This window comes from Insolitispirillum peregrinum, from assembly GCF_900156605.1.
Taxonomy (GTDB): Bacteria; Pseudomonadota; Alphaproteobacteria; order Rhodospirillales; family Rhodospirillaceae; genus Insolitispirillum; species Insolitispirillum peregrinum.
The window spans coordinates 116757-140586 of the sequence record NZ_FTOA01000001.1 but is presented as its reverse complement, the minus strand read 5'-3'; the positions used below and the strand labels follow the sequence as shown (position 1 = coordinate 140586).

Below are 23830 nucleotides of genomic sequence, written 5' to 3'. Positions count from 1 at the left end.
CAGCCTGAAACGGCGGAACAGGATCACCTCCTGCTCCGCCGTTTTCCTTGTTTACCGCTGTGCCAGATGGAAAAAGCTCTGGTGCTCGCGCAGGGCTTCGGCGCCGTCGCGCAGGACTTCACTGTCCAGCGTTGCACCACCTTCAGCCAGCATCAGACTGGCCGCTGCCTTTTCCAGCGCCACCGCCGCCGCCAGCGGGCGGGATGACAGCATGGACAGCCGTTTCAGCCCGACCTCCACCCGCCGCCGGACGGTGCGCGGCAGGTCAGGCCGCACCGACAGATGCCGCAACCGCAAGATGGCCTCACCCACCGGCAAGGTTGCCACCCCGCCGCCGATTGCCGTCACCGGCTGGGCCACCCCCTGCCCCTGCACCAGATCAAGACGCCGGACCAGCCGCAGAATGCGATGGTACAGCCGCGCCCGCCAGCGGGTCGGATGGGGAAAGCTGTCCTGCCCGGCGAGGGCTTCCAGTTCGTTGATGGTCATTTCCATCAGGGTGCGCAGCCGTTGGGCGCTGTCCACCGGCAGCACAAAGCGGAACGCCAGCATCGCCACCGCAATCCCGGCCACCGCCGCCACCGATCCACTGACAATCTGCACCGGCGTCCCATGGACCGGCACCACCGGCACCACCAGCAGCAAAAAGGCCATCGCATAATCCAGTGACGGCGCGGTGGTGCGCGGATGGGCCATCGCCACCCCGGTCAGCAGCAGGAACGGCACCACCAGCAACGCCGCCTGCACATTGCTACTGGCCAGCGGGATCAGCCACAGATGGCAGATCGCCGCCGACGCCGCCCCGGCGCTGGAGCCAATCAGCACAAAGCGCAAAATCTTCAACGGATCATCAAAGCTGGAAAACAGCGACGACATCACCGCCGTGCCGATCATCATGAACGGCGCATAGGGCCAGCCGGTCAGCCACCACAGGGCACCAACGGCCCCTACCGCCACCATCGACCGTACCGCCGCCGCCCGCGCCCCCACCCAGTCACGATGAAACACCAGAGCAAAGCGCGCATGCCTCGCCGGGGTGTCTTTGCGGCTGACCAGAGCTTCGACCGCCTGCAACAAGGCCTCCAGTGCCACATGCACCGCCCCGCCACTCCCTGCCAGCGCCACCCGCAACCGCACAAGGGATTGCGCCACATCGGCATCCTCCAGACGGTCGGCAATCACCGACAGGTCAGTCGCCAGTGTTTGCAGCACCGCCTGATCATGGCGTGCCCCGCGCCGGACCCGTCCGGCGGCGCTGAGGGTTGCCGCAATCAGCGACAGCAGGGCGGCAATCAGCGCCCGCACGGTGCGCAGGGAAATCCGGCTGTTGATCTTGCCTGCCGTTTGCGGATCAAGCATTTCTTCCAGAATCGCCAGTTCGGACAACAGCCGCCGTTGCTCTGTCAGCCCTGAGCGCTCGTCTTGCACCTTCAGGGCCGAGGCCAGCACAGCCGCACTCCAGCGCAAGGTATCGCTGGTGATCTGGCGCAACCGGGCGCGAATGTCGTCTTCGTTGGCATTGGGGACCAGCAGACCGCTGACCAGCGCCGACACTGCCACCCCGATCAGCACCGCCAGCACCCGTTCACCGGCAATGCCGACGATGTGATCGGGATGCGGCAAGTCCACCAGCACCACCAGCGCCGCCGTATAGCCCGCCAGCAGCACGCCATAGGCGCGGAAGTGGCGCAACACGTTGCCGACCCCGGCACACAGGCCAACCCACAGAACCAGCCCGACGACCAAAGCCCCGACATGGCCGTGGGTCAGCAGCACCAGCCCGACCCCGACCGCCGACCCGACCACCGACCCGGCAGCACGGTAGAGGCTTTTTTCCAGCAACAGGCCACGGGTTGGCTGGGCCACCAGCCAGACGGTCATCGCCGCCCACTGCGGGCTGTCGAGATGCAACAGCGTCGCCACCAGCAGCGCCAGCGAACTGGCCAGCGCCGTGCGCAGGGTAAACGGCAGGCGGGCACGATCAAACCCCAGCGTCATCGCGCCCCCCGTCAGAAAGTCTTTTGGCGATTTTAGCCATGATGCTCATCATCCGGGTGATGTCGTCTTCATCACAGTCGGCCAGTAGATCATGCTCGACCGCGAGCAGCAGACGCTGAACCTCCGCCAGCACCGTGCGGCCTTCGGAACTGAGCGACAGCCGTTTGACCCGGCCATCAACCGGATCATCGCTGCGCCGCACCAGCCCGCGCCGGATCAGGATATCCAGCAGGCGCACCACACTGGAGGCATCCATGCCCATCGCCGCCGCCAGATCCTTCTGCCGCACGCCGTCGCCCAGCCGGTGCAGGTAGACCAGCGGACGCCACGTGGCATCACTCAGTCCGGCATCGTGCAAGTGATGGTCAACGGTCTGCCGCCAGTGACGGGCGAGCAGCACCAGATGAAACCCCAGTTCCTGACGGAAATCACCGTCAGCGGAGTCAAAGCGGAAAGGAGGGGAATCTGTCATGATGGAAAATAGATGGCATGCCAATAGATGATATGCAATCTATTTTTCGCGGCAGACCTCTCCGCCCCATCCCGTCCAGAACGGGGCGGAGGAGGTTTTACGGTGTTCGAGCATTGTGCGAAAAGTGGGCACCGGTTTTCGCAAAAACAATGCGGCATAAAAGACCCGGCATTGTGCGAAAAGTGGGCACCGGTTTTCGCAAAAACAATGCGGCATGAAAGACCCGGCGTTGTTGCAAAAAGCGGGAACCGGTTTTCGCAACAACAATGCTATAGAACAAAAGGTCAGACCAGCGTGCCTGCGTCACATCACGGTACACGACCGTCCGGGAACAAAGACGTGGAGCGCTGCTCCACACCTCGCTGGGGCCAGTCGGCCCCAGACCCCATTCCTTTGATCATAAAAGAGAAAATGGGGGTTCGGGGCCTCAGGCCCCGAATGGGTTTGGGCGATAGCCCATTCTTTTCCACCAACTGTCGTGTACTGTGGCGTCACAGTTAACGCACGCTGGTCTAAGCTTTTGTTCTGTCGCATTGTTTATGCGAAAACCGGTTCCCACTTTTCGCACAATGCTCTAGTGGTACTGCACGCCGTACCCGCAGCCTTCTTCCAGTCGGCGAAGATCGCGTTCCAGATTGCGGAGACCCCGCCAGTCCGAGCCTGAAATCGGGGCTATAACGAATCCTCCCGTGGCCGGATTGGAAATCCGCAGGTGGCGCTTGGTGCGCAGCACAGTGAACAACGGGAACTTCTTCCTGAGCAGCTGACGCAGCTCCTTGTCTGGTATCGCAGTCATACCTTTTCTCCCTGCTCGGGTTCTGTCCGGATGATGCGGCCCATATGATCTTATCAGACAATGCTTTCAACCGCCACGATAGCCTGTCGTGGCGGCCAAAGGAAACATGCCCCGGTTTTTCAGCCCGCCGAACCCGCAGGGGCAACCGCTCAGTGCAACCCCGGCGCTTCCTGACCGGTGCTGGCGACGTATTCGGTATAACCGCCGCCATACTGGTGGACTCCCTCGGGCGTCAGTTCCAGCACCCGGTTGGACAGGGTGGAAAGGAAGTGGCGATCGTGGGAAACGAACAGCATGGTGCCTTCATAGGACGCCAGTGCCTTGATCAACATTTCCTTGGTGTCGAGGTCAAGGTGGTTGGTCGGTTCGTCGAGCACCAGAAAATTCGGCGGATTGTACATCATCGAGGCCATCACCAGCCGGGCCTTTTCCCCGCCGGACAGCACATGGCAGCGCTTTTCCACGTCATCGCCGGAAAAGCCGAAACAGCCCGCCAGCGTGCGCAGCCCGCCCTGATTGGCGCGCGGATGAGCGGCTTCCAGAGCCTCAAGCACAGTGTTTTCGCCATCGAGAATTTCCATCGCGTGCTGCGAGAAATAGCCCATCCTGACGCTGGCCCCGACCACCACCGAGCCGCTGTCCGGCTCGGTGGTCCCGGCCACCAGTTTCAGCAGCGTGGACTTGCCCGCGCCGTTGACCCCCATGATGCACCAGCGTTCCTTGCGGCGGATGGTCAGGTCCAGGCCCTGATAAATCACCTTGCTGCCATAGGCCTTGTGCAGGTTTTTCATCACCACCACGTCATCACCCGAGCGTGGTGCCTGCGGGAAGTCGAACGACACCACCTGACGGCGCTTGGGCGGTTCAAAGCGTTCGATCTTGTCGAGCTTTTTCACCCGGCTCTGCACCTGACTGGCGTGCGAGGCGCGGGCCTTGAACCGTTCGATGAACTTCAGTTCCTTGGCCAGCATCGCCTGTTGGCGTTCAAACTGGGCCTGTTGCTGCTGTTCATTGAGGGCGCGCTGGCGTTCATAGAACTCGTAATCGCCGGAGTAGCTGGTCAGCGAGCCGCCATCAATTTCAATGATCTTGCTGACAATCCGGTTCATGAACTCGCGGTCGTGCGAGGTCATCAGCAGCGCGCCGTCATAGCCCTTCAGGAAGCCTTCCAGCCAGATCAGGCTTTCCAGATCAAGGTGGTTGCTCGGTTCGTCGAGCAGCATCGCATCAGGCCGCATCAACAGGATTCGGGCCAGCGCCACACGCATTTTCCAGCCACCGGACAGCGCCCCGACGTCGCCATCCATCATCTCCTGACTGAAACTCAGGCCCGCCAGCACTTCACGCGCCCGGCCTTCCAGCTCATAGCCGCCCAGCTCTTCAAAGCGGGCCTGCACTTCGCCGTAGCGTTCGACCAGCGCGTCCATTTCGTCCATCCGGTCGGGATCGCACATGGCGGCTTCCAGCGCGGCCAGTTCTTCGGCAATGGTGCTGACCGGCCCGGCGCCGTTCATCACCTCGGCCACAGCGGTACGGCCCGACATTTCGCCCACGTCCTGATTGAAATAGCCAATCGAGACGTTTTTCTCTGACACCACCTGTCCGTCATCGGGGGTTTCGACCCCGGCAATCATGCGGAACAGCGTCGATTTCCCCGCTCCGTTGGGGCCGACAAGGCCAATCTTTTCCCCCCGGTTCAACGCCGCCGAGGCTTCGAGGAACAAAATCTGGTGGCCGTTCTTTTTGGTGATGGTGTCAAAGCGGATCATGGGTCACTGGCTTCCTGTGGCACGAGGAGCCCGTTATGCCACAAGGCGGCACGAGGTGCCAGTTATCCCACGCGGGGATATGCGTGGCATGCTGACAGAAAACAGGCACAACCCACAGTCATTCCTTGATTTTTAAATCCACTTGCCAGAAAAACGGGCCAAACGGCATTGGCGGGGATCATGATGGCAGGCGTTTTCAGAAAAATCCGTCGGGGTGGCAGTCTGCTGGCGGTCCTGAGTATCCTTTTTGTGCAAGACAATGCGATGGCTGCAGCACTGATCCCCTCCACCCCAGCCAACCCCGCCCCCACCGGGCAAAGCTGGCCGGGCGGCTTTGACAATTCCCGCATCACACTGGCGCGCATCCAGTCGGACATGGAACGGGTGGCGGTCGGCAAGCCACGCTGGGCCCTGCCCGCAGGCCGGCAGGCTGACGCCATGGAACGGATCGTTGATGCCTATGCCGCGTTCCTGCACGACGACATCAAGGGCATGGATGCCGCGCTGGCCGACATCAACGGGACAACAGGCAAACGGTTGGCCCACTGGCAAGCCAGCATGGCCCATGGCAGCACCACATCCCCCCCGCCACAAGCAGAATACTTTGACGCCCTGACCAAGGCGGCCGCGTCCCCGTTGGCCTTGCAGCGTCTGGTCGCCGGTTTACGGCGGGTTGACGCCTTGCTGATCCTCGAACTCGCCGAAGATTACAGCGACATCAACCTGTCCAGCCGGTTGATGCCGGTCCTAACCCCTTATTACTATAATCCGATCAACGAGAGTTGGCTGCGCCTGCCCTGCCGGACAATCATCCAGCGCAGCGCCGCCTTTGCGCAGGTGGCGAGCGGGATGAAGGATCTGGCAGGCCCACTGCTGTCCTGCCCAAGCCGGGAAACCGCCTTTGACCGGCTGGAGGCTCAGGCCCGGCAGCCGGACGGCTTTGTTCCCTACCGGCTTTTTACGCCCCCCGAGACGAAACCTGCGGCCCCACTTCCCCCCACAAAGGTCGATGAACAGCACGCCGCGAGGGAACAGGCCATGATCACGCTGCCCGGTTCCCCGGCGACATCCTGGCCCATCCTGAAAAAAGCCGCAGAGCAGGGTACAGACGGGCGGCTGGACTATGCCCTGGCCCTGCACGCCTTTCGCCCGGTCTCGGCCACCGGAACCGCCGAGATTGCTGCGCTGCTGGCTCCGCTGCTCGATCAGGCCCGTGCAGGTGATCAGGATAACGAACAGCTAGACCCCTATGATGGCAGTGATGCCTCGCTCGTTCCGTTCCTGCGTCAGGTGTCGGTGCAAGGGATTGCCGGTGCCTACACCATCCCCTGCGCCGCCCTGCTGGCCCGCCCGGCGTTACTGGAGGCAACCAGAAGTTACTATGGCAGCAGAAAGGATGACGCCCTTCCCAACTCGGGATGCGCCTCGGGGCCGGGTGAAATCACCGTTTTCCCCGACATGATTGTGGAAGACTACATCCGGGCCACCACCAAGGCCGACGGCAATTTCATCGACACCATGCAGGGCAGCGCGGTTTTCGGCGCATTGAAGCGGCAATCATGGCAGATTGACCGTCTGCGCGTTGACCCGCGCGGCCTGCTGACGTCCGACCGTCCGGCGATGGCTTACCCCTATCAAACATGGGCGATGACCGGCATCACCGCCTACCAGACCAGCCAGACGATCCGCCGCCTGTACCAAAAGGCCCATCAGGCGCTGACCGCCTACGCCCTTCGCCACGGCCTGTCGCAACAGGAGGCCGAAGAGGCCGCGAAGATCGGGTTGTTCAATCTGGCCTATGGCGCCACCTGCGGCGAGGCGGTGCCCCGGCAGTCCATCCGCGCCCTGCTGCTCCACAAGGCCCCGATGGCAAGCATCAAGGCCGCCCTCGCCTTGCCCGATCAGGGAGAAGCCCCCGAGGTGCTGGCCTGCGGGGCAACAGCACCGCTTGACCCGCTGCTGCATGTGGCGGTCGGCCATCCCGCCGCCCTCGCCGCCCTGCTGGCTCAGGGGGGCAATGTCGAACAGGGCAACAGCTTTGGCAAAACGCCACTGATGGTTGCCGCCCAACTCGACCAGCAAGACAGCCTCAGGCTGTTGCTGCAACGGCATGCGCAGGTCAATGCCATTACCGACGAACCCCTCGATCCTTCCGACTTCGCGCCCCTGCACATTGGCCATGATGCCCGCACGCCGCTGATGTATGCCGCAACATCAGGGTCGCTCACCACCATCAAAAGGCTGCTGGAAGCCGGAGCCGACCCCTATCAGGCCGACACCAAAGGCTATCGCGCCGTTGATTACCTGCTGGGATATGGCCCGACGACCTCCGGCAACCGCACGCTGACCGCCGCCGAGCGCAAGGAGGCGGTCCGGCTGTTGTTCTGATCTCCTGCGCTTCTCCTTACCCCCGGTCAAAGGTCAAAAAGCTGATCCGGGAGTCACAGCCATTGCGCCATTGCAGGCTGTCGTAGCGGGCGTGGATATACTTGGCGGCATTCACCAGCCGGAGGCCAAAGCTCTGCATTGCCAGAATGTACAGCTCGGGGTCGCGGTTGAAGAAGGCAGGCAGCCCGCCCCGCCGCCAGCGGGAATCCATCACTTCGGCGATCACCACCCGCTTGGCACTGGCGCAGGCTGTTTCCAGCACCTTGACTGCATCGGCGCCGTCCAGATGCTGCAGCGTCTCATAAAACAGCACACATCCCGCCGCAGGATAGGCAAAGCCGTCATCAATCAGGCGGAAACCATGATCCGGCAAGCGGCGGCGGGCCTCCCTGATCGCTGCCGGAGCGATATCCACCCCTTGATAGGCGTCAGGCTCGAACAGCGAGGCAATCCGCCCATTGCCACAGCCGACCTCCAGCACCGGAAAAGCGCCGTCGATGGCTGCGGCCAGTGCGCCACCGACATCAAAGCCTTCCGGGAAGGCGTAGGGCTGCGTCAGGTCCTCTGCCCGACCACCGTTGTTGATCCAGTACAGGTCTTCGGCGGACCGCCACAGATGGTTGGCCCGCCGCTGTTCCTTGCCCTGCTCGGTCAGCTCCAGCGGGGTGGCCTTGGTCTTCTCGCCGGTCAGGTCGCGCGAGGCCTGCCAGTGCATGATCACCGGCGTTTCCGATTTGCGGCGCGGGGCATCAAAGATTTGCAGATAGGGCTGGGGGAGCCAGATGGTGCGCAACGGGCGTGTCGCGCTGATATCGCACCAGGCCGATTGCAGGTGGTTCTGGTCCCAGCCTCGCGGGTCGGCGTCGCAGCGCGTGACCCACTGATCCAACAGTGCGCGCGCAAGCTCGGTCTTGCCGAAATACAGCGTGCCCGAGGCCAGTTCCCAGCCCTTGACCTTATGCACCGCAAAGTCGCAATCGAGCGCAGCAAACAGCGACGGTTCGGCCTCGACGGTGGCATCGGCATCCAGCCAGACCACCGGCACATCGCTCTGTTCCCACTGTTCGCGCACAAAGGCTGCCTTGCGGCTGCAGGTGGCCTCCCACGAGTCCGAGACCTCGATCGGCACCACCGCGTGATCAATGCCATATGTGTTCAGGCTGGCAATCAGGTTGGCCGCGCGCGATGCATAGAGGTCGTCGGTGGTGTGAAAGCAGACCACCCGGTATTTGCCGGTCCCGCCAGAGGGCAGCGTGCCGCGGACCGAGCGCGCCGACTGCCCGGCCAAGGCGTCGTTGCCGACAAAGCCGACCACCCGCGTTTCCCGGCCATCGTCGGTATAGGTGGCCCGCAGGCCGAACTGGGACAGGAAGGCATCCGGCCCGGCATCCTGCGACGCGACGGTCTGATCGGCATCGTCACCACCATAGCCGTAATGCGCCTGATAATCGCTCATCAGACGGGCGGCGGTCTCGACAATCGCCGCCTGCCGTTCGCTGCCCGGCTTTTGATAGCGGCGCAGGCTGCGGGCACCGATGGTGCTGTCGTGCCGCTGTGCTTCGTAGTCGCGGCCATAAATGTCCAGCCGCTGGGCCAGATCGCCCGAAAAGGAAAAGCCCACCCAGTCAGACAGCTCCTGCCGATAGTCGGCATCCTGCACAAAACGCTCGTAATGCAGAACCCGCAGCATGAAAGACGGAATGGTCCGTTCCAGCATCAACAGGCAGTCATAGGTATCCCGCGCCCGCTTCAGAATCCAGTCGTCACTGATGTTGCTGTTCAGGCGCTCGTCTTTTTCCACCGCACTGGCGACGATGTCGCGGATGTCACGGACAACCAGCAATACCTTGCGCGGGGGATATTTTTGCAGCAATTCGGGGATACCATAGGGATTGACTTCCTTCACCCCCCATTTGGCTCCCTGAAGATGTGGCACGGCGTGACGCTGGAAGCGTTTCAGCGGATTGCTGACCGCCAGCCATTCCTGATCGGAACAGGTCGGCCCCAGCCGTTCAATTTGCTTTTTAACATGCAGCCCCATATCGCCACGGGTAATGCCGGGCTCGATCAAAACAATTTGCTCCGGGGCGTTGGTCAACAAATTGGTCAGCATCGTCGTGCCGGACCGCAGCATCCCGAAAATAAAGACGTCCATTTTCCCTCCAGAATAGACCCATACCCAACAAACCTGTCGTGAATGTGATACGCATAACGGACCGACAAGCGGGCGGAAAATATCAACGCTCAAAAGGGACAAACAGACAGGGCCATCCTGTATGCCGGGCTGGCGTATTTTCACCGTCGCCTCGTGCCCCCTGCTGTGGCATAGTTTCCGGCACCACCCGTCATGCACGTACCCATATGAAGTAAAATCGTTATGCGCGACACGCCCGCCCACCAGACCCCCACCCTCCCCGATCCGGTCCTCGACCGTCTGGCGACCCCTACCGACGCGGCAACCATGGACGAGCTGCTGGCCTCGTGGTTCCATGCCGATGTTGTGACCCTGTGCCAGCCGCCGCGCGGCTGGACCGCCGCCGATCTGGCGAAGGACTTTGCCCTGCCCGGCAGGCTGCGCGGTGCCTGGGGGCAGCAGTTGTTGCGCATGGCCTCGCTGCCCGCCCAGCGGGGGGAACCCTGCCCGTGGTCTCCGCCCTGCCCCTATGATCCCTTGTTCCGCGAACGTCCGCCGCGTGGTGGACTGGAATTCCCCAAGCCCTATACCATCGCCGTCGATCCCGGCCCCGACGGAACGGTCGCCCTGCGCCTGACCCTGTTCGGTTTTGCCACCGACTGGCTGGAAAACGCCGCCGAAGCCTGGACCCAGGGCCTGCGCAACGGGGTCGGCATGCCTGACGGGCTACAGGCAGCGCTGGAACCAATCGACCGCCGCCTGACCGTCCGCGAGCACCTGCCCCAGCCAGCGGTCCCCCCTGCGGCCATCCTGCGCTTTGTCACCCCACTCAACCTGCGCCGGGGTGGTGTGGTCCACAGCGACATCACCTCGCTGTTTTCCAGCCTGAGCAGCCGGGTGTGCGGCATGGCCCGCTGGCTGGACTGTGCGGTGACCATCGACCGGGACGAACTGCGTGCCCGGGCCGCCAGCCTGAGCATCGACAACGGGCATTTACAGATGGTCAGCTGGCAACGCTGGTCCCGCCGACAGGGCAATACCCCGATCCAGATGGATGGACTGGTCGGCCCGATGGTCATCGCAGGCGATCTGGCCCCGTTCTGGCCGTTGCTGCTGGCCGGGCAATCGTGCCACGCAGGCAGCCACTCCGCCCAGGGACTGGGGCGCTATCGGCTGGAGCCGCTGGGGGAGTAGGGCGGCAGGCCCGGATGCTCTCAGGCGAGACGTTCTGTTGGCGTGGTCAGGTGTAACCACTCCAGACAAGACTTCGGTGGAAGAGAAACTGGCCCGCATCCACCCGTTTTCTGCGTGTCGTGTCCCCTGCCCTATTGCTTCAGGGTCGGCGTCACCCCCCAGGTGTCGGACAGCATATAGCCCGCCTGCCACGGGTCGTCGGGGTCGAGCATGTAGTTATGGGTGCCGGTAATCCAGGCGCGACCGGTGATTTGGGGAATGATGGTCGCCCGGCCATTGGTTTGGTCCGCGCTGAGGATTTTACCGACAAAGCGCGAGCCGATGATCGAGCTGTGGATCAGCTCATCCCCGACAGCCATCTGGCCACGGGCATGCAGCACGGCCATCCGGGCCGAGGTGCCGGTTCCGGTCGGCGAGCGGTCCGACCGCCCCGGAGCCACAATGCAGGTGTTGCGGGTCACCGTGCCGCTGCCTTCGAACGGCATGGCAAACTGTACGATCGACACCCCGCGCACATTGGGGAAGTCCGGGTGGGTGACCGGGAATTGCTCGCGCGCGGCCTTCCTGATCTTTTCCCCCAGAACGGCCAGATCGCGCGCTTCGTCCGCCGTCACCTGAAAGCCCAGTGCCTTGGCGTCAACGATGCCAAAGAACATCCCGCCATAGGCAATATCAAGGGCCATGGTCCCGTGTCCCGCGACCTCCAGCACGCCGTCCAGAACAGCCGCAAAGGCAGGGGCGTTGCGGAAGGTGACCGACTGGCATTTGCCGTCCTGACAGTGGGCGGTGACCTCGATAATGCCGCCGGGCATATCCAGTTTGAAACGGGTGACCGGCTCTTGCATCGGCACCATGCCGGTTTCCAGCAACACGGTGGCAACGCAGATGGTGTTCGAGCCTGACATGGGGACGTATTCCGTCGGCTCCATGATGATCGCCCCGGCGGCACAGTCGGGCGAGATGGCCGGGACGATCAGGTTGACATGGCGGGCGACGGACCCGCGCGGCTCGCAGATCAGCAGTTGACGGATATGGTCGTGATCACGCTCCATCGCGATCATCCGTTCCATCATGGTCTTCCCGGCGGGCGGCAACACCCCGCCGACAATCACATCGCCAATTTCACCTTCGGCATGGCAGCCGACAACGCTGATGTTGATGCGTGAGCGCATGCGAAAACGTCCTGTCCCAGAGGAGAAAAAGCGGCCTGCACCCACAGGGATGCAGGCCATCACCGCTCAATCCCGCAGATCGGCGGGAAGAAGCGCCAGCGGGATGTTCTGATAGCAAACCGGACGCACAAAGCGGCGGATGGCCATCGTCCCGACCGAGGTCGCGCCGAAGTTGGTCGAGGCCGGATAGGGCCCCCCGTGAACCATGCTGTCACAGACCTCGACGCCGGTGGGGAAGCCGTTGGCCAGAACCCGCCCTGCCTTGCGCTCCAGGATCGGCATCAGGCGCCGGGCCTGCACGGCATCGGCGTCATCCATGTGCAGGGTGGCGGTCAACTGCCCGGCAAGGCTGCGGGCAATCTCCTCCATTTGCCCGGCATCACCGGCGACCACCACGATCCCCAGCGGCCCAAAGACTTCTTCGGACAGCATATGGTTGTTCAGCCAGTCGCTGGCGCTGACCTTGAACAGGAACGGCTTTGCCTGTCGCGGTTCGGCGACAGAGGTCACCAGGCTGTCTACACCGCTCTGCTGGCTGATCGCCTCGGCACCAGCGCGATAGGCCGCCGCGATGCCATCGGTCAACATCACCTGAGCCGCCATTTCCGCCAGCGCCGCGCGCGCGGACTCAACGAAGGCATCCGCCTCGGGGCTGTCCAGCACCACGGCAATCCCCGGATTGGTGCAGAACTGCCCGGCCCCCATGGTCAACGAGCCAGCCCAGCCCTTGCCCAGCTCGATCCCGCGCGTGGCCACCGCCGACGGCAGCATGAACATCGGGTTGACCGCCCCCAGTTCACCAAAGAACGGAATCGGCTCGGGCCGTTGCGCGCACAGGTCAAACAGCGCCCGCCCGCCAGCCAGGGAGCCGGTAAAGCCCACCGCCTGAATCAGCGGATGCTGAACCAGCGCCTGCCCGACCTCGATCGCTCCGCCCTGCACCAGCGAAAACACCCCGTGCGGCATCCCGCAGCGGAGAATGGCGGCGTGGATTGCTTCGGCAACCAGTTCACTGGTGCCGGGGTGGGCTTCGTGGCCCTTGACCACCACCGGACAGCCCGCCGCCAGCGCCGAAGCGGTATCACCGCCCGCCGTCGAAAAGGCCAGCGGGAAGTTCGATGCCCCGAACACCGCCACCGGGCCAAGCGGGCGCTGTATCATCCGCAGGTCCGGGCGCGGCAAGGGCTGACGTTGGGGCAGCGCGGGATCATGGCGGCGATCGAGGTAATCGCCCTGCCGAATGTGTTCTGCAAACAGGCGAAGCTGGCCGGTGGTCCGCCCGCGTTCCCCGTTCAGGCGGGCTTCGGGGAGGCCGGTTTCCTGCGTTCCGATGGCGGTCAGGTCAGCGGCGCGGGCTTCGATTTCGTCGGCAATCGCCTCCAGAAACGCTGCCCGCTCCGCTCGGGTCAGCGCGCTGTAACCCCAAAAGGCCTCTTCGGCAGCGCACACCGCCTGATCAACCAGGTCGGCCGTTCCAACCGAAACGGTATGCGCCGGCCCATGGGCCGGACGGGACAGGAAGGTCTGGCCAGTGCGAATCCAGTTCCCGGCAATGAGGTGTTTGCCATGGGGGACGAAGGTCATGGTGCTGTTCCCATTCTCTGTTCGCAAACCACCGTGTGGCCTGCGAAGGGTGTCATGCGGTAACGCGCCGGGGACGCGTGTCAAGAGTGCCTGTAACAATTAGACAAAATTTTCCCATTGCGCCAGAGTTTTTCTTTTGTGAAAATTTATTGCGTTATAGAGAAAATTTATCCATCCTGACCAAAGACCCCAAGGAGTGGCACCTGACATGAAAAAATTCCTTCTGACCACTGCGTTCATCGCGACCGTCTGCGCTTCCGGCACCGCTCAGGCCGACAAGCTCGACGACATTATCGCCTCGGGCAAGCTGCGCTGCGCGGTCGTGCTCGACTTCCCGCCGATGGGGATGCGTGACGACAAGAACGAACCCCAGGGCTTTGACGTTGACTACTGCAAGGATCTGGCCAAGGCGCTGGGCGTCGAAGCGAAGATCGTGGAAACGACCTTCCCGGAACGTATTCCGGCGCTGATGGCCAACAAGGTGGACGTCGGCGTTGCCTCGACCTCGGACACGCTGGAACGGGCCAAGACCGTCGGCATGACCATTCCCTACTACGCCTTCGAAGACGTGGTGGTTGCCAACGAAAAGGCAGGCATCAAGAGCTGGGAAGACATGAAGGGCAAGACCATCGGCGCCACCGCCGGAACCTACGAAGCCATCTGGGCCGAAAAGCAGGTCAAGGGCTGGGGCGTCGGGGCGTTCCGTCCCTATCAGTCGCAGGCTGACGTGTTCCTCGCCCTGTCCCAGGGGCAGATCGACGCCACTGTCGCCACCACCGAAGTCGCCGAAGCCAACATGAAGACCGGCAAGTTCCCCGGCCTGTCGCTGGCCGGCAAGACCCCGATGGTGCCGGATTATGTCGCCCTGATCGCCAAGCGTGAAGAATACGGCCTGCTGAACTACATGAACCTGTTCATCAACCAGCAGGTCCGCACCGGCCGTTACGCCGAACTCTACCACAAGTGGATTTCCAAAAATGACCCGGCCGACCTGACCATTCACGGTATTTACCGCTGATCGGGCGACGATAAAGCTGCGGCGTGGGGTATCCCCGCGCCGCTTTCTTCATTTTGCTCCAGCAGGCACGCCACCATGTTTGATTACACATTCCAATGGAGCCAGGCGATGGCCCGGCTGCCCCAGATGCTGGACGGTGCCGCCACCACAATGGAAGTGGCCATCCTGTCGATGCTGATTGGCATCGTGCTCGCCATTGTGCTGACCGTCCTGCGCCGGTCCCCGGTGGCTCCGCTGCGGGCCATTGCCAGAACGTGGGTCGAAATTGCCCGCAACACTCCGGCCCTGTTCCAGATTTACATGGCGCATTTTGGCATCGCCAGTTTCGGGATTCATTTGTCTCCGTTCACCTCGCTGCTGATCGGTATCACCTTTAACAACGCGGGCTATCTGGCCGAAAATTTCCGCGGGGCGCTGAAAGCAATCCCCGACACACAAATCCGCGCCGGTCGCTCACTCGGCATGTCCGAAATGCAGGCGTTCCGCCATATCGTCCTGCCGCAAATGCTGCGCGTTGCCTTTTTGCCGATGACCAACCAGATGGTCTGGGCGGTGCTGATGACCTCGCTGGGGGTTACGGTCGGGATGAATTCGGACCTTTACGGTGTCACCCAGGACCTGAACGCGCTGACCTTCCGCACATTCGAGCTGTTCGCGATTGCTGGTGTCATCTTCTACCTCATCACCAAGCTGATCACCCTGGGAGCACGGCTTCTGGCGGCGCGGCTGTTCCGTTACTGAGGGAGATAACGGATGTTTTCCACTTCGCTCACACTCTCGGACGTGGTCTTCCTCGCACAGGGGGCCGGAATGACCATTCTGGTCACCGCCCTTTCGGTGGCAACCGGGACCGTGCTGGGGGTGATCTTCGGGGTTCTAAGGCTCCAGCTCGGCACGATCCTTGCCATGCCGCTGGTCTTTTTCCTCGATATTTTCCGCTCGATCCCGTTGCTGATCCAGCTGGTGCTGGCCAATGCCTTTGTCGGGATGGTGCTACAGCTTGAGACGTCGGGCTTTACCATCGCCTGCATCGTTTTGTCGCTGTATACCGCCTCGTACTGCGCCGAAATCGTCCGCGGCGGCATTCAGGCCGTTCCGTCCACCACCCGCCGGGCGGCGCGCTCGCTGGGCATGACCTGGTTTCAGGACATGCGCTATATCGTTGCACCACTGGCGACCCGGATTGCCCTGCCGTCCTGGATCGGTCTTGCGCTCGGCGTGATGAAAGATTCCGCGCTGGTCTATGTGGTGCAGGTGACCGAGCTTCTGAAATCAACGCAAATCCTGATTACGCGCCTGCAAGAACCGCTGTTCCTGCTGCTGGTCTGCGGTGCCTTTTACTTTCTCATCAGCTTCCCCCTTGCGCGTTTCGGCGGATATCTTGAAAAACGGTGGTCCAAATGATCGAGATCCAGAGCCTGCACAAATCCTTTGGCCCGCTTGAAGTGCTTAAAGGCATTGACCTGACGGTCAACAAGGGCGAGGTGGTGACCATTATCGGCGGGTCGGGGTCGGGCAAGTCCACCCTGCTGACCTGCATCAACGGGCTGGAACCGATTGCCTCGGGGAAGGTGATCGTTGACGGGATCGAGGTCCACGCCAAATCCACCAACCTCAACACCCTGCGGCAAAAGATCGGCATTGTCTTTCAACAGTGGAACGCTTTTCCGCACCTGACCGTGCTGGAAAACGTCACCCTCGCGCCGCGCAAGGTGCTGGGGCTGAGCAAGGCCGAAGCCGAAGCGATTGGTGAAAAGCAGCTGTCGCACGTTGGTCTGGGGGCCAAGCTGTCAACCTATCCGACGATGCTGTCGGGCGGGCAACAACAACGGATGGCGATTGCCCGTGCGCTGGCCATGTCACCGGATTACATGCTGTTTGACGAAGTGACCTCGGCCCTCGACCCGCAGCTGGTCGGCGAAGTGCTGGAGACACTGAAAATGCTGGCCGAAGAAGGCATGACGATGATTTGCGTGACCCACGAAATGGCCTTTGCCCGTGACGTTTCGCATCGGGTGGCCTATTTCCATCGCGGGGTGATGGCCGAAATTGGCGCACCGGAACAGATTTTCGGTGATCCCCAGCACGAAGAAACCCGCAAGTTCCTTGCCAGCGTGCGGTAAAGCAGTGAGGAAGGAAAGACGTGGAGCGCTGCTCCACACCTCGCCGGGGCCTTGAGGCCCCGGACCCCATTGTGTTGATCATGCAAGAAAAATCCCGGGGAGATGCTTTTATCTCCCCGGGATTGTCTTTAAGCATCAACGATCAGGGCACTGTCCCTGCGTCAGCAGGCCGTAACACCCTCGAACTCGTCAAGCTGTGCCAGTTCGGCATCACTGAGCACGATCCCGTCACGCAGGGCCTTTTTCCGTGCCTCAAAGCGGCGCTGCGACGGCAGGCGAGCGCCCTGGGCACCGATGGCGGTCAACAGCTTTTCGCCCTCGGCAATCGGATCGCGGCCACTGCGGGCGGCGAAAGTCCGGGGATCAAGGGCCAGAATCAAGGCTCCATGGCGGGGCAGCAGGGTCGTTCCGCCCATGAATTCGCGCGCTTCCTTGCTCATGAACTCGCCCAGCATCGCCCCGGCGAGCAATTCGATCATGGTGGAAATCGCCGAGCCCTTGTGACCGCCAAAGGTCAGCATCGCCCCGTCCAGCGCCACATCGGGGTCGGTGGTCGGATTGCCATCCCGGTCAACCGCCCAGCCCTCGGGGATCGGCTTGCCCGCCCGCTGGTGCAGCTCGATCTCGCCACGGGCCGCGACGCTGGTCGCAAAGTCAAACACATAGGGCGGTATTCCGTCCGGGCGAGGCCAGCCAAAGGCCAGCGGATTGGTTCCCAGCAACGGTTCCTTGCCACCGGTCGGGGCAACAAAGGAATAGCTGGGGCACATCGACAATCCGGCCAGACCGTCTTCGGCCAATGCCTCGACATCGTGCCACAGCGCCGAGAAATGCAGGCAATCGCGGATCACCAGCGCAGCCAGCCCCATTTCGCGGGCGCGGCTGACCAACAGGTCCCTGGCGGCATAAAACGCCGGGTTCGAGAACCCGCCTTTGGCATCAACCTCGATCACCGCCTTGCCATTGTCGTGGATCTCGGGGACCGCCAAGGGGTCCACCTTCCCCGCTGCCAGCACGCGCAGGCACCCGGCAATCCGGTAAATGCCGTGAGATTTGCAGTTGTCACGCTCGCCCGCCACGATCACATGCGCCACCGCCTTTGCGCTTTCCGGGCGCACGCCATGACGGACAAAGATATTTTCGACGCGTGCCAGCAGCACATCGAACGGAATGGTATTTGGCTCAGCCATTGGTACAGGGTCTCCTTGACGGACAGGATGGGTGGCCAAGCCTCGCGCAGAGGTTACTTGTCCACGTCAACATAGGTACAGGCCCAGAAAATCCTGGCTTCTTCCTCGCCAATCGCCCGGAGCCCGTGTTTGATGGTGCTGTCGAAATAGGCGCAGTCACCGGGATTCATCAGCACCGGCTGATAATGTTCCACCACCAGCTCAACCTGACCGGACAGGACGTATAATGTCTCTTCTCCGTCATGGGCTTCCAGCTCGTCGGGGCGCAGCGGAGCCCGGTGGGAAACAACCGTCACCAGCGGAATGATCTTTTTCTCGGCCAGCTCGTTACACAAAATCTCGTATTCAAAGTTCTTGGAACTGACCTTGCGGCCCGCACCGGCCCGCGTCACAGCCAGACGGGTGGTCTGTTGTGCCTCGTGATCGGCGGAAAACAACCGCTCCATCCCGATGTCATAGGCACGGGCCATGCGGACCAGGTTTTCATAGCTGGGCGAAACCCGGCCATTTTCGATTTTGTGGATGGTCGAAAGTGCCAGCCCGGCTTTTTGCGCCGCCGCTTCCAGTGTAAAGCCGCAGGCCAGACGAACAGCCTTCATCCGGTTCCCGAGGGTTTCGCGCAGTTGCAGGCGCTCCACTTCCCAGTCGTCGGCGTCCGTCTCGATCTCGGCCGTCTGAGGCACTTTTTTTTCCGTTCGCATCATATTTTTCTTTTCTTACCAGTTATGATCGTTTAAGCATATTTCAGCAGGCAGCGCAAGATTTTCTGCTGCAACTGCGGCGCTGAAAAGCTCTGAAAGACCATTTTAGCCCAAAATTGCTGAATCCGCTCTTTTGGTGCGCAGCCGGGCTGGCAGTTGGCCCCCGACACACCGCGAGGAAACCATGGCGACGTTGATTACACCTGCCTCTGTGCAGGGACCAATCCTCGTGTGCGAGGAAGGACTGAGCGTCTGGGGCGGCGTCCATCCGGCGACCGGCGAAATTATTGACGCCCTCCACCCGCAGCATGGATCGTCGCTGGCGAGCCAGATCGTGATGATGCCGACCAGCCGGGGATCGTGTACGGGCAGCGGTGTTCTGTTGGGGCTGGCCCTGAAGGGAACCGCACCGTGCGCGCTGGTTTTCCGGGAGTCGGAAGAAATTCTGACCCTGGGGGCACTGATCGCCGCCCGCATGTTTAACCGCCCGATTGCGGTGCTGCGGCTGACCGCAGCGGAATATGACGCGCTGGCACAGCAGCCCGGCGCCGAAATTTCGCCAACCCACCTGCGGGCCGGGGATCTGACATGGCCGCTCGCACCGCTGTCTTCGGCAGGGATCGCCCTCAGTCCGACCGATCAGGACTGTCTGGCGGGCAGGAATGGCGAAGCAGCCCGGCTGGCAATGGACATCATCGTGGCGATGGCCGCAGTGCAGGGCGCACCTCGCCTGATGGATATCAGCCGCGTCCATATCGACGGCTGCATTTATGCCAGCCCGGCTTTGCTGACCTTTGCCCGGACCATGGCCGACAAGGGCGGACGGGTGTGCGTCCCGACGACCACCAATGCCATCTCGGTTGACCGGGAAAACTGGCAACAGCAAGGCACCCCCATCGACTTTGGCACGGCCGCCGCCCAGCTTGCCGATGCCTATGTCGAGATGGGAGCGCAGCCGAGCTTTACCTGTGCCCCCTATCTGCTGGCCGACCGCCCGGCGGCCAACGAAGCCATTGCCTGGGCTGAAAGCAATGCGGTGATCTATGCCAACAGCGTGCTGGGTGCGCGCACGGTCAAACATGCCGATTTCATGGATTTGTGCATTGCCCTGACCGGGCGGGCGGCGTACTCGGGCGTTTATCTTGACGAAAACCGCGCCGCCCGGCGGGTGATCAGGGTCACCATGCCAACAGACGCCGATGAGTCGTTCTGGCCGCTGCTGGGCTGGCTGGTCGGGCAGGCCGCGCCCGACCGCATTCCGCTGGTCTGCGGGCTGGAACAGACACAGCCCTCTGAAGATGACCTGAAAGCCCTGTGTGCGGCCTTTGGCACCACGTCGGCTGCACCCATGCTGCATATCGCCGGGATCACCCCCGAAGGACTGCGCCCGGCGGACCCCGATGCCGATACCGTCCCCCTGAGCGCGCAGGACTTTGCCGATGCCTGGCAGAGGCTGAACCGGGGGGCGGCACAGATTGATCTGGTTGCCCTCGGCAGCCCGCATTTTTCCGCCGCCGAGTGCGCCACCTTTGCAGCCCTGATGGCAGGGAGCCAGCGTGCGCCAGCGGTATCCGTGATCGTCACGGTGGGCCGGGGAACCCGGCAACAGATCGAGCGGAACGGCGTAGCGGCCCAACTGAGCGCGGCGGGGGTGACGATTGTTTCCGACCTCTGCTGGTGCTCGATCTCGGAACCTGTCTTTCCACCGCAGGCCAAAGTCCTGATGACCAATTCCGGCAAATATGCCCATTACGCGCCGGGCCTCAGCGGTCGGGCCGTGCGGTTCGGCTCGCTGGCCGATTGCGCCCAGGCGGCCCGCACCGGCCTTGCCCCGTCTTCTCCGCCAGACTGGATCCTGCGCGCGGCCCGGTGAGGGCTGTCCCGACCGGTTGGCTTTCCCTACCCCCCAGTGACCACCTTATGGAGCCTCCTCCCATGAACAAAGACGTGTTTTTCGGCACCATCCCCGCCCTGCTGACACCGCTGACCACTGACCGTCAGCCCGATTTCGACGCGCTGGTGCGCAAGGGCAAAGAGCTGATCGCCGCCGGGATGTCGGGCGTGGTCTATTGCGGGTCGTGCGGGGACTGGCCGCTGCTGACCGACGAACAGCGGATGGAAGGCGTCGAGCGCCTGACCAAAGCCGGGGTGCCGGTCGTCGTCGGGACCGGTGCGGTCAACACCAAATCTGCCGTCGCCCATGCCGCCCATGCGCAAAAGGTCGGTGCCGCCGGTTTGATGGTGATCCCCCGTCTGTTGTCGCGCAGCCTGTCGGTGGCGGCCCAGCGCAACCACTTCAAGGCGATTCTGGATGCCGCCCCGGACGTGCCGGCGATCATCTACAACAGCCCCTATTATGGCTATTCGACCAAGGCCGACCTGTTCTTTGCCCTGCGCGCCGAGCACAACAACCTGATCGGCTTCAAGGAATTCGGCGGCAAGGCCGACCTCAGCTATGCCGCCGAGCACATCACCTCGCAGGATGATGACGTGCTGCTGATGGTTGGTGTCGATACCGAGGTCTATCACGGCATCGTCAAGTGTGGCGCCGTCGGCACCATCACCGGCATTGGTACCGTGCTGCCGAAAGAATCCCTGTTGCAGGTCGCCCTGTCCAAGCGCGCCGCCGCTGGCTGCCCCGAAGCCGACACGCGTGCCCGCGAACTGGCCGAAGCCTTTGCCGTTCTTGCCAAATTTGACGAGGGCGTCGATCTGGTGCTCTACTTCAAGCACCTGATGGTGCTGAATGGTGAACAGGGCTATGAGCTGAACATCAACGAAACCGACGTTCTGTCTCCGTCCCAGGCCAAATTCTGCGAAGCGCAGTTTGCGCAGTTCAAGGCATGGTTTGCCAACTGGTCGAAGCAAGGTGGGGTGATTTCTGAATGCATGTAATCGATAGCCACACAGGCGGCGAGCCGACGCGGGTGATTCTCGATGGTGGTCCGGACCTTGGGTCCGGGCCGCTGGCCGGGCGGGCACAGCGTTTGGCGACGGAATACCGCGATTTTTACCGCTCGGTGATCCTCGAACCCCGTGGGCAGCCCGCCATGGTCTGCGCCCTGCTGGTCGAGCCGGTGGATCAGACCTGTGTTACCGGCGTCATCTATTTCGATGCCGAAGCGGTGCTGGGCATGTGCGGCCATGGCACCATCGGGTTGGCGGTGACGCTGTTCCACATGGGCCGCATCGGGCTGGGCAGCCACCGGATCGAGACCCCGGTCGGGGTGGTGACGGTTGACGTGCAAGATGCCAACACCGTGACGGTCACCAACGTCGAAAGCCGTCGCATCGCCAGCGGGCTGTCGGTCGATATCGACGGCATCGGGACCGTTACCGGTGATCTGGCCTATGGTGGCAATGCCTTCTTTATCGTTGACCCCAGCCCGATCCCGGTATCTGCCGCCAATATCGCCCAGTTGACCGAGGTCACCATTGCCGTCCGGCAGGCGGTGATCGCGCAAGGATTTGGGGCCGAGGCGGGGCTGACGGTGGATCACGTGATCTTTTATGGTCCCGCCGAAACCCCCACCGGCCACAGCCGCAATTTTGTCCTGTGCCCGGACAATGCCTATGACCGCTCGCCCTGCGGGACCGGCAGCTCGGCCCGCCTTGCCTGTCTGGCCGCCGCTGGCCGATTGGCCGAAGGCGAGGAAATTGTGCAGGAAAGCGTCATTGGCAGCACCTATCGCCTGTCCTATCGCACCGGCCCGAGCGGGGGCGTCATTCCTTCGATCACCGGACAAGCCTATGTGATGGCCGAGAGCAAACTGTTCTTCCTGCCGCAAGACCCGTTCAAAAGCGGCATTGTTCTTTAGAGCAAAAAATGAACCGCCCGTCAGCTTTGGCACGACGGGCGCCTTCTTCCAAGCCCCGAGGTCCGCATGACAGAGCCAAAAGCACCGGAAATCATTGTTATTGGCGCCGGAATCATCGGCGTGAGCAGTGCGCTGGCGCTGTTGCGCGCAGGACACCGCGTCCGTCTGCTGGACCGCACCGGTGTTGCCGCCGAGACATCGAGCGGCAACGCCGGGGCCTTTGCCTTTACCGAAATCGAACCGCTGGCCACGCCGGGCATCATGCGCAAGGCACCGAAATGGCTGCTCGATCCGTTGGGACCACTGGCGATCCGCCCGGCCTATGCCGCACGCATTGCGCCGTGGATGCTGCGGTTCTGGCGGGCGAGCTGGCCGGATCGCTACGAGGGCGGCGTCAAGGCGCAATCGTCACTGATGACCCTATCACGGGCTGCTCTGGAACGGTTGCTGCCGACGGTGGACGGCGAAACACGCATTCGCCGCGAAGGCCAGCTCCAACTGTTTGAATCAAAAAGCGAATTCGAGGCCAGCCTGCCGTCATGGGAGGCCCGTCGACAGCAGGGCATCCGCTTTGACCTGATCGAAGGCCAACAGGCCATTGCCGAGATTCAGCCCGGCCTCAGCCCCCGCTTTACCCATGCGGGCTTTACCCCCGACTGGATCAATGTGGTGGACCCGGCCCAGTGGACCCGGCATCTGGGGCACCAGTTTGTCACCGAAGGCGGCATCCTCGATACCGCCGAGGTGCGCGCCCTGACCCCCGGTGAGTCATGGGTTGAGGTGGTGACCAGCACAGGCAGCCTGCGGGCCGGGCAGGTGGTGGTGGCCGCCGGGGCCTGGTCCCATCATCTGGCCCGTGGGCTGGGGGATAAAATCCCGCTGGAAACCGAGCGCGGCTATAACACCACCTTCGCCTCGTGTGATTTTGACCTGCGCACCCATGTCACCTTCAGCCGTCATGGCTTTGTGGTCAGCAAAATCGGTGAGGGCGTGCGGATCGGCGGGGCCGTCGAGCTGGGTGGTCTTCAGCTTCCGCCCAACTACAAACGGGCCGAAATCCTGCTGCGCAAGGCCAAGAGCTTCCTGACCGGCTTTGACCCCGAAGGCGGCACCCAGTGGATGGGCTTCCGCCCGTCGCTGCCCGACAGCCTGCCGGTGATTGGCCGCTCGCCGACCGCCGAGCGGGTGATCTATGCCTTTGGCCACGGCCATCTGGGCCTGACCCAATCGGCTGGAACGGCGGAGCTGGTGGCCGCTCTGGCGGCAGGCCGGACACCGGAAATTTCCCTCGCCCCGTTTGCGCCGCAGAGGTTCTAGAGCATTTTCAAGTTGACCGTCTCCGGTCAACGGCTCGGAAAATGCGGCACTCAAAGGGAAGAGCGTTTTCGCTCGGTGTGAAAACGCTCTAGAGCCGCGAGCGTTAAATTTGACGCCACTGTACACGACAGTAAGGAAGCAAGGACGTGGAGCGCT

At 62.6% G+C, this 23830-nt stretch carries 19 protein-coding genes; 10 read left to right on the top strand and 9 right to left on the bottom strand.

What is annotated here, in order from left to right; translation table 11 throughout:
- Positions 1-51 precede the first annotated feature (51 nt).
- The 4 genes from BW995_RS00595 to BW995_RS00580 all read right to left on the bottom strand — a co-directional run bounded on the left by BW995_RS00595 (position 52) and on the right by BW995_RS00580 (position 5035).
- A complete protein-coding gene (locus BW995_RS00595) occupies positions 52-1998 on the bottom strand; it encodes an FUSC family protein (RefSeq protein WP_076398022.1) in 1947 nt (648 codons plus the stop codon).
- Positions 1982-2470 (bottom strand): MarR family winged helix-turn-helix transcriptional regulator, encoded by a 489-nt coding sequence (locus tag BW995_RS00590; RefSeq protein ID WP_076398020.1) that lies wholly within the window; start codon positions 2468-2470, stop codon positions 1982-1984. Before BW995_RS00590 ends, BW995_RS00595 begins: the two co-directional genes overlap by 17 nt.
- 574 nt (positions 2471-3044) lie before the next feature.
- The gene (locus BW995_RS00585) at positions 3045-3266 is read right to left on the bottom strand and encodes a hypothetical protein (RefSeq protein WP_076398018.1); all 222 of its coding nucleotides are present in this window, start codon (positions 3264-3266) and stop codon (positions 3045-3047) included.
- 149 nt (positions 3267-3415) lie between these two features.
- On the bottom strand, positions 3416-5035 hold the full coding sequence (locus tag BW995_RS00580; RefSeq protein ID WP_076398017.1) for an ABC-F family ATP-binding cassette domain-containing protein: 1620 nt from the start codon (positions 5033-5035) through the stop codon (positions 3416-3418).
- A 264-nt stretch (positions 5036-5299) separates the two neighbouring features.
- On the opposite strand from BW995_RS00580, the gene BW995_RS21305 reads away from it, so the two are divergent.
- Positions 5300-7423, top strand: coding sequence for an ankyrin repeat domain-containing protein (locus BW995_RS21305; RefSeq protein WP_175616940.1), 2124 nt, complete (start codon positions 5300-5302; stop codon positions 7421-7423).
- A gap of 16 nt (positions 7424-7439) precedes the next feature.
- On the opposite strand, the gene BW995_RS00570 is transcribed toward BW995_RS21305, so the two are convergent.
- Positions 7440-9578: a sulfotransferase gene (locus tag BW995_RS00570; RefSeq protein ID WP_076398014.1), complete on the bottom strand. Its 2139-nt coding sequence runs from the start codon at positions 9576-9578 to the stop codon at positions 7440-7442.
- Between the two features lie 222 nt (positions 9579-9800).
- Here BW995_RS00570 and cas6 point away from each other — a divergent pair, with 222 nt between their 5' ends.
- A complete protein-coding gene (cas6, locus tag BW995_RS00565; RefSeq protein WP_076398012.1) occupies positions 9801-10751 on the top strand; it encodes a CRISPR system precrRNA processing endoribonuclease RAMP protein Cas6 in 951 nt (316 codons plus the stop codon).
- A gap of 131 nt (positions 10752-10882) precedes the next feature.
- Here the strand turns inward: cas6 and BW995_RS00560 are convergent, their stop codons facing one another.
- Together BW995_RS00560 and BW995_RS00555 are read right to left on the bottom strand one after the other, a co-directional pair.
- Positions 10883-11923 (bottom strand): proline racemase family protein, encoded by a 1041-nt coding sequence (locus BW995_RS00560; RefSeq protein WP_076398011.1) that lies wholly within the window; start codon positions 11921-11923, stop codon positions 10883-10885.
- A gap of 66 nt (positions 11924-11989) precedes the next feature.
- Positions 11990-13507, bottom strand: a complete 1518-nt coding sequence (locus tag BW995_RS00555) for an aldehyde dehydrogenase (NADP(+)) (protein WP_076398009.1) — start codon at positions 13505-13507, stop codon at positions 11990-11992.
- A gap of 208 nt (positions 13508-13715) precedes the next feature.
- Between BW995_RS00555 and BW995_RS00550 the strand changes: the two genes are divergently transcribed.
- From BW995_RS00550 to BW995_RS00535, 4 genes are all read left to right on the top strand, one after another.
- Positions 13716-14525, top strand: coding sequence for an ABC transporter substrate-binding protein (locus BW995_RS00550; RefSeq protein ID WP_076398007.1), 810 nt, complete (start codon positions 13716-13718; stop codon positions 14523-14525).
- Between the two features lie 108 nt (positions 14526-14633).
- On the top strand, positions 14634-15266 hold the full coding sequence (locus BW995_RS00545) for an amino acid ABC transporter permease (RefSeq protein ID WP_245821192.1): 633 nt from the start codon (positions 14634-14636) through the stop codon (positions 15264-15266).
- A 12-nt stretch (positions 15267-15278) separates the two neighbouring features.
- Complete coding sequence (locus BW995_RS00540) at positions 15279-15929, top strand: amino acid ABC transporter permease (protein WP_076398004.1); 651 nt, start codon at positions 15279-15281, stop codon at positions 15927-15929.
- Complete coding sequence (locus BW995_RS00535; RefSeq protein WP_076398002.1) at positions 15926-16648, top strand: amino acid ABC transporter ATP-binding protein; 723 nt, start codon at positions 15926-15928, stop codon at positions 16646-16648. Before BW995_RS00540 ends, BW995_RS00535 begins: the two co-directional genes overlap by 4 nt.
- A 161-nt stretch (positions 16649-16809) precedes the next feature.
- Here BW995_RS00535 and BW995_RS00530 read toward each other — a convergent pair whose 3' ends face one another.
- Together BW995_RS00530 and BW995_RS00525 are read right to left on the bottom strand one after the other, a co-directional pair.
- Positions 16810-17838 carry an Ldh family oxidoreductase gene (locus BW995_RS00530; protein ID WP_076398001.1) on the bottom strand — a complete coding sequence of 343 codons (1029 nt, stop codon included), beginning with the start codon at positions 17836-17838 and terminating at the stop codon, positions 16810-16812.
- A gap of 53 nt (positions 17839-17891) precedes the next feature.
- Positions 17892-18521 (bottom strand): helix-turn-helix domain-containing protein, encoded by a 630-nt coding sequence (locus BW995_RS00525; RefSeq protein ID WP_217696030.1) that lies wholly within the window; start codon positions 18519-18521, stop codon positions 17892-17894.
- Between the two features lie 202 nt (positions 18522-18723).
- Here BW995_RS00525 and lhpI point away from each other — a divergent pair, with 202 nt between their 5' ends.
- The 4 genes from lhpI (at position 18724) to BW995_RS00505 (ending at position 23674) form a co-directional block, all read left to right on the top strand.
- Positions 18724-20412 carry a cis-3-hydroxy-L-proline dehydratase gene (lhpI, locus tag BW995_RS00520; protein WP_076397998.1) on the top strand — a complete coding sequence of 563 codons (1689 nt, stop codon included), beginning with the start codon at positions 18724-18726 and terminating at the stop codon, positions 20410-20412.
- Between the two features lie 62 nt (positions 20413-20474).
- Positions 20475-21434, top strand: a complete 960-nt coding sequence (locus tag BW995_RS00515) for a dihydrodipicolinate synthase family protein (protein ID WP_076397996.1) — start codon at positions 20475-20477, stop codon at positions 21432-21434.
- On the top strand, positions 21425-22357 hold the full coding sequence (locus BW995_RS00510) for a 4-hydroxyproline epimerase (protein ID WP_076397995.1): 933 nt from the start codon (positions 21425-21427) through the stop codon (positions 22355-22357). Before BW995_RS00515 ends, BW995_RS00510 begins: the two co-directional genes overlap by 10 nt.
- A 66-nt stretch (positions 22358-22423) precedes the next feature.
- Positions 22424-23674 (top strand): NAD(P)/FAD-dependent oxidoreductase, encoded by a 1251-nt coding sequence (locus BW995_RS00505; protein WP_076397993.1) that lies wholly within the window; start codon positions 22424-22426, stop codon positions 23672-23674.
- Positions 23675-23830 lie beyond the last annotated feature (156 nt).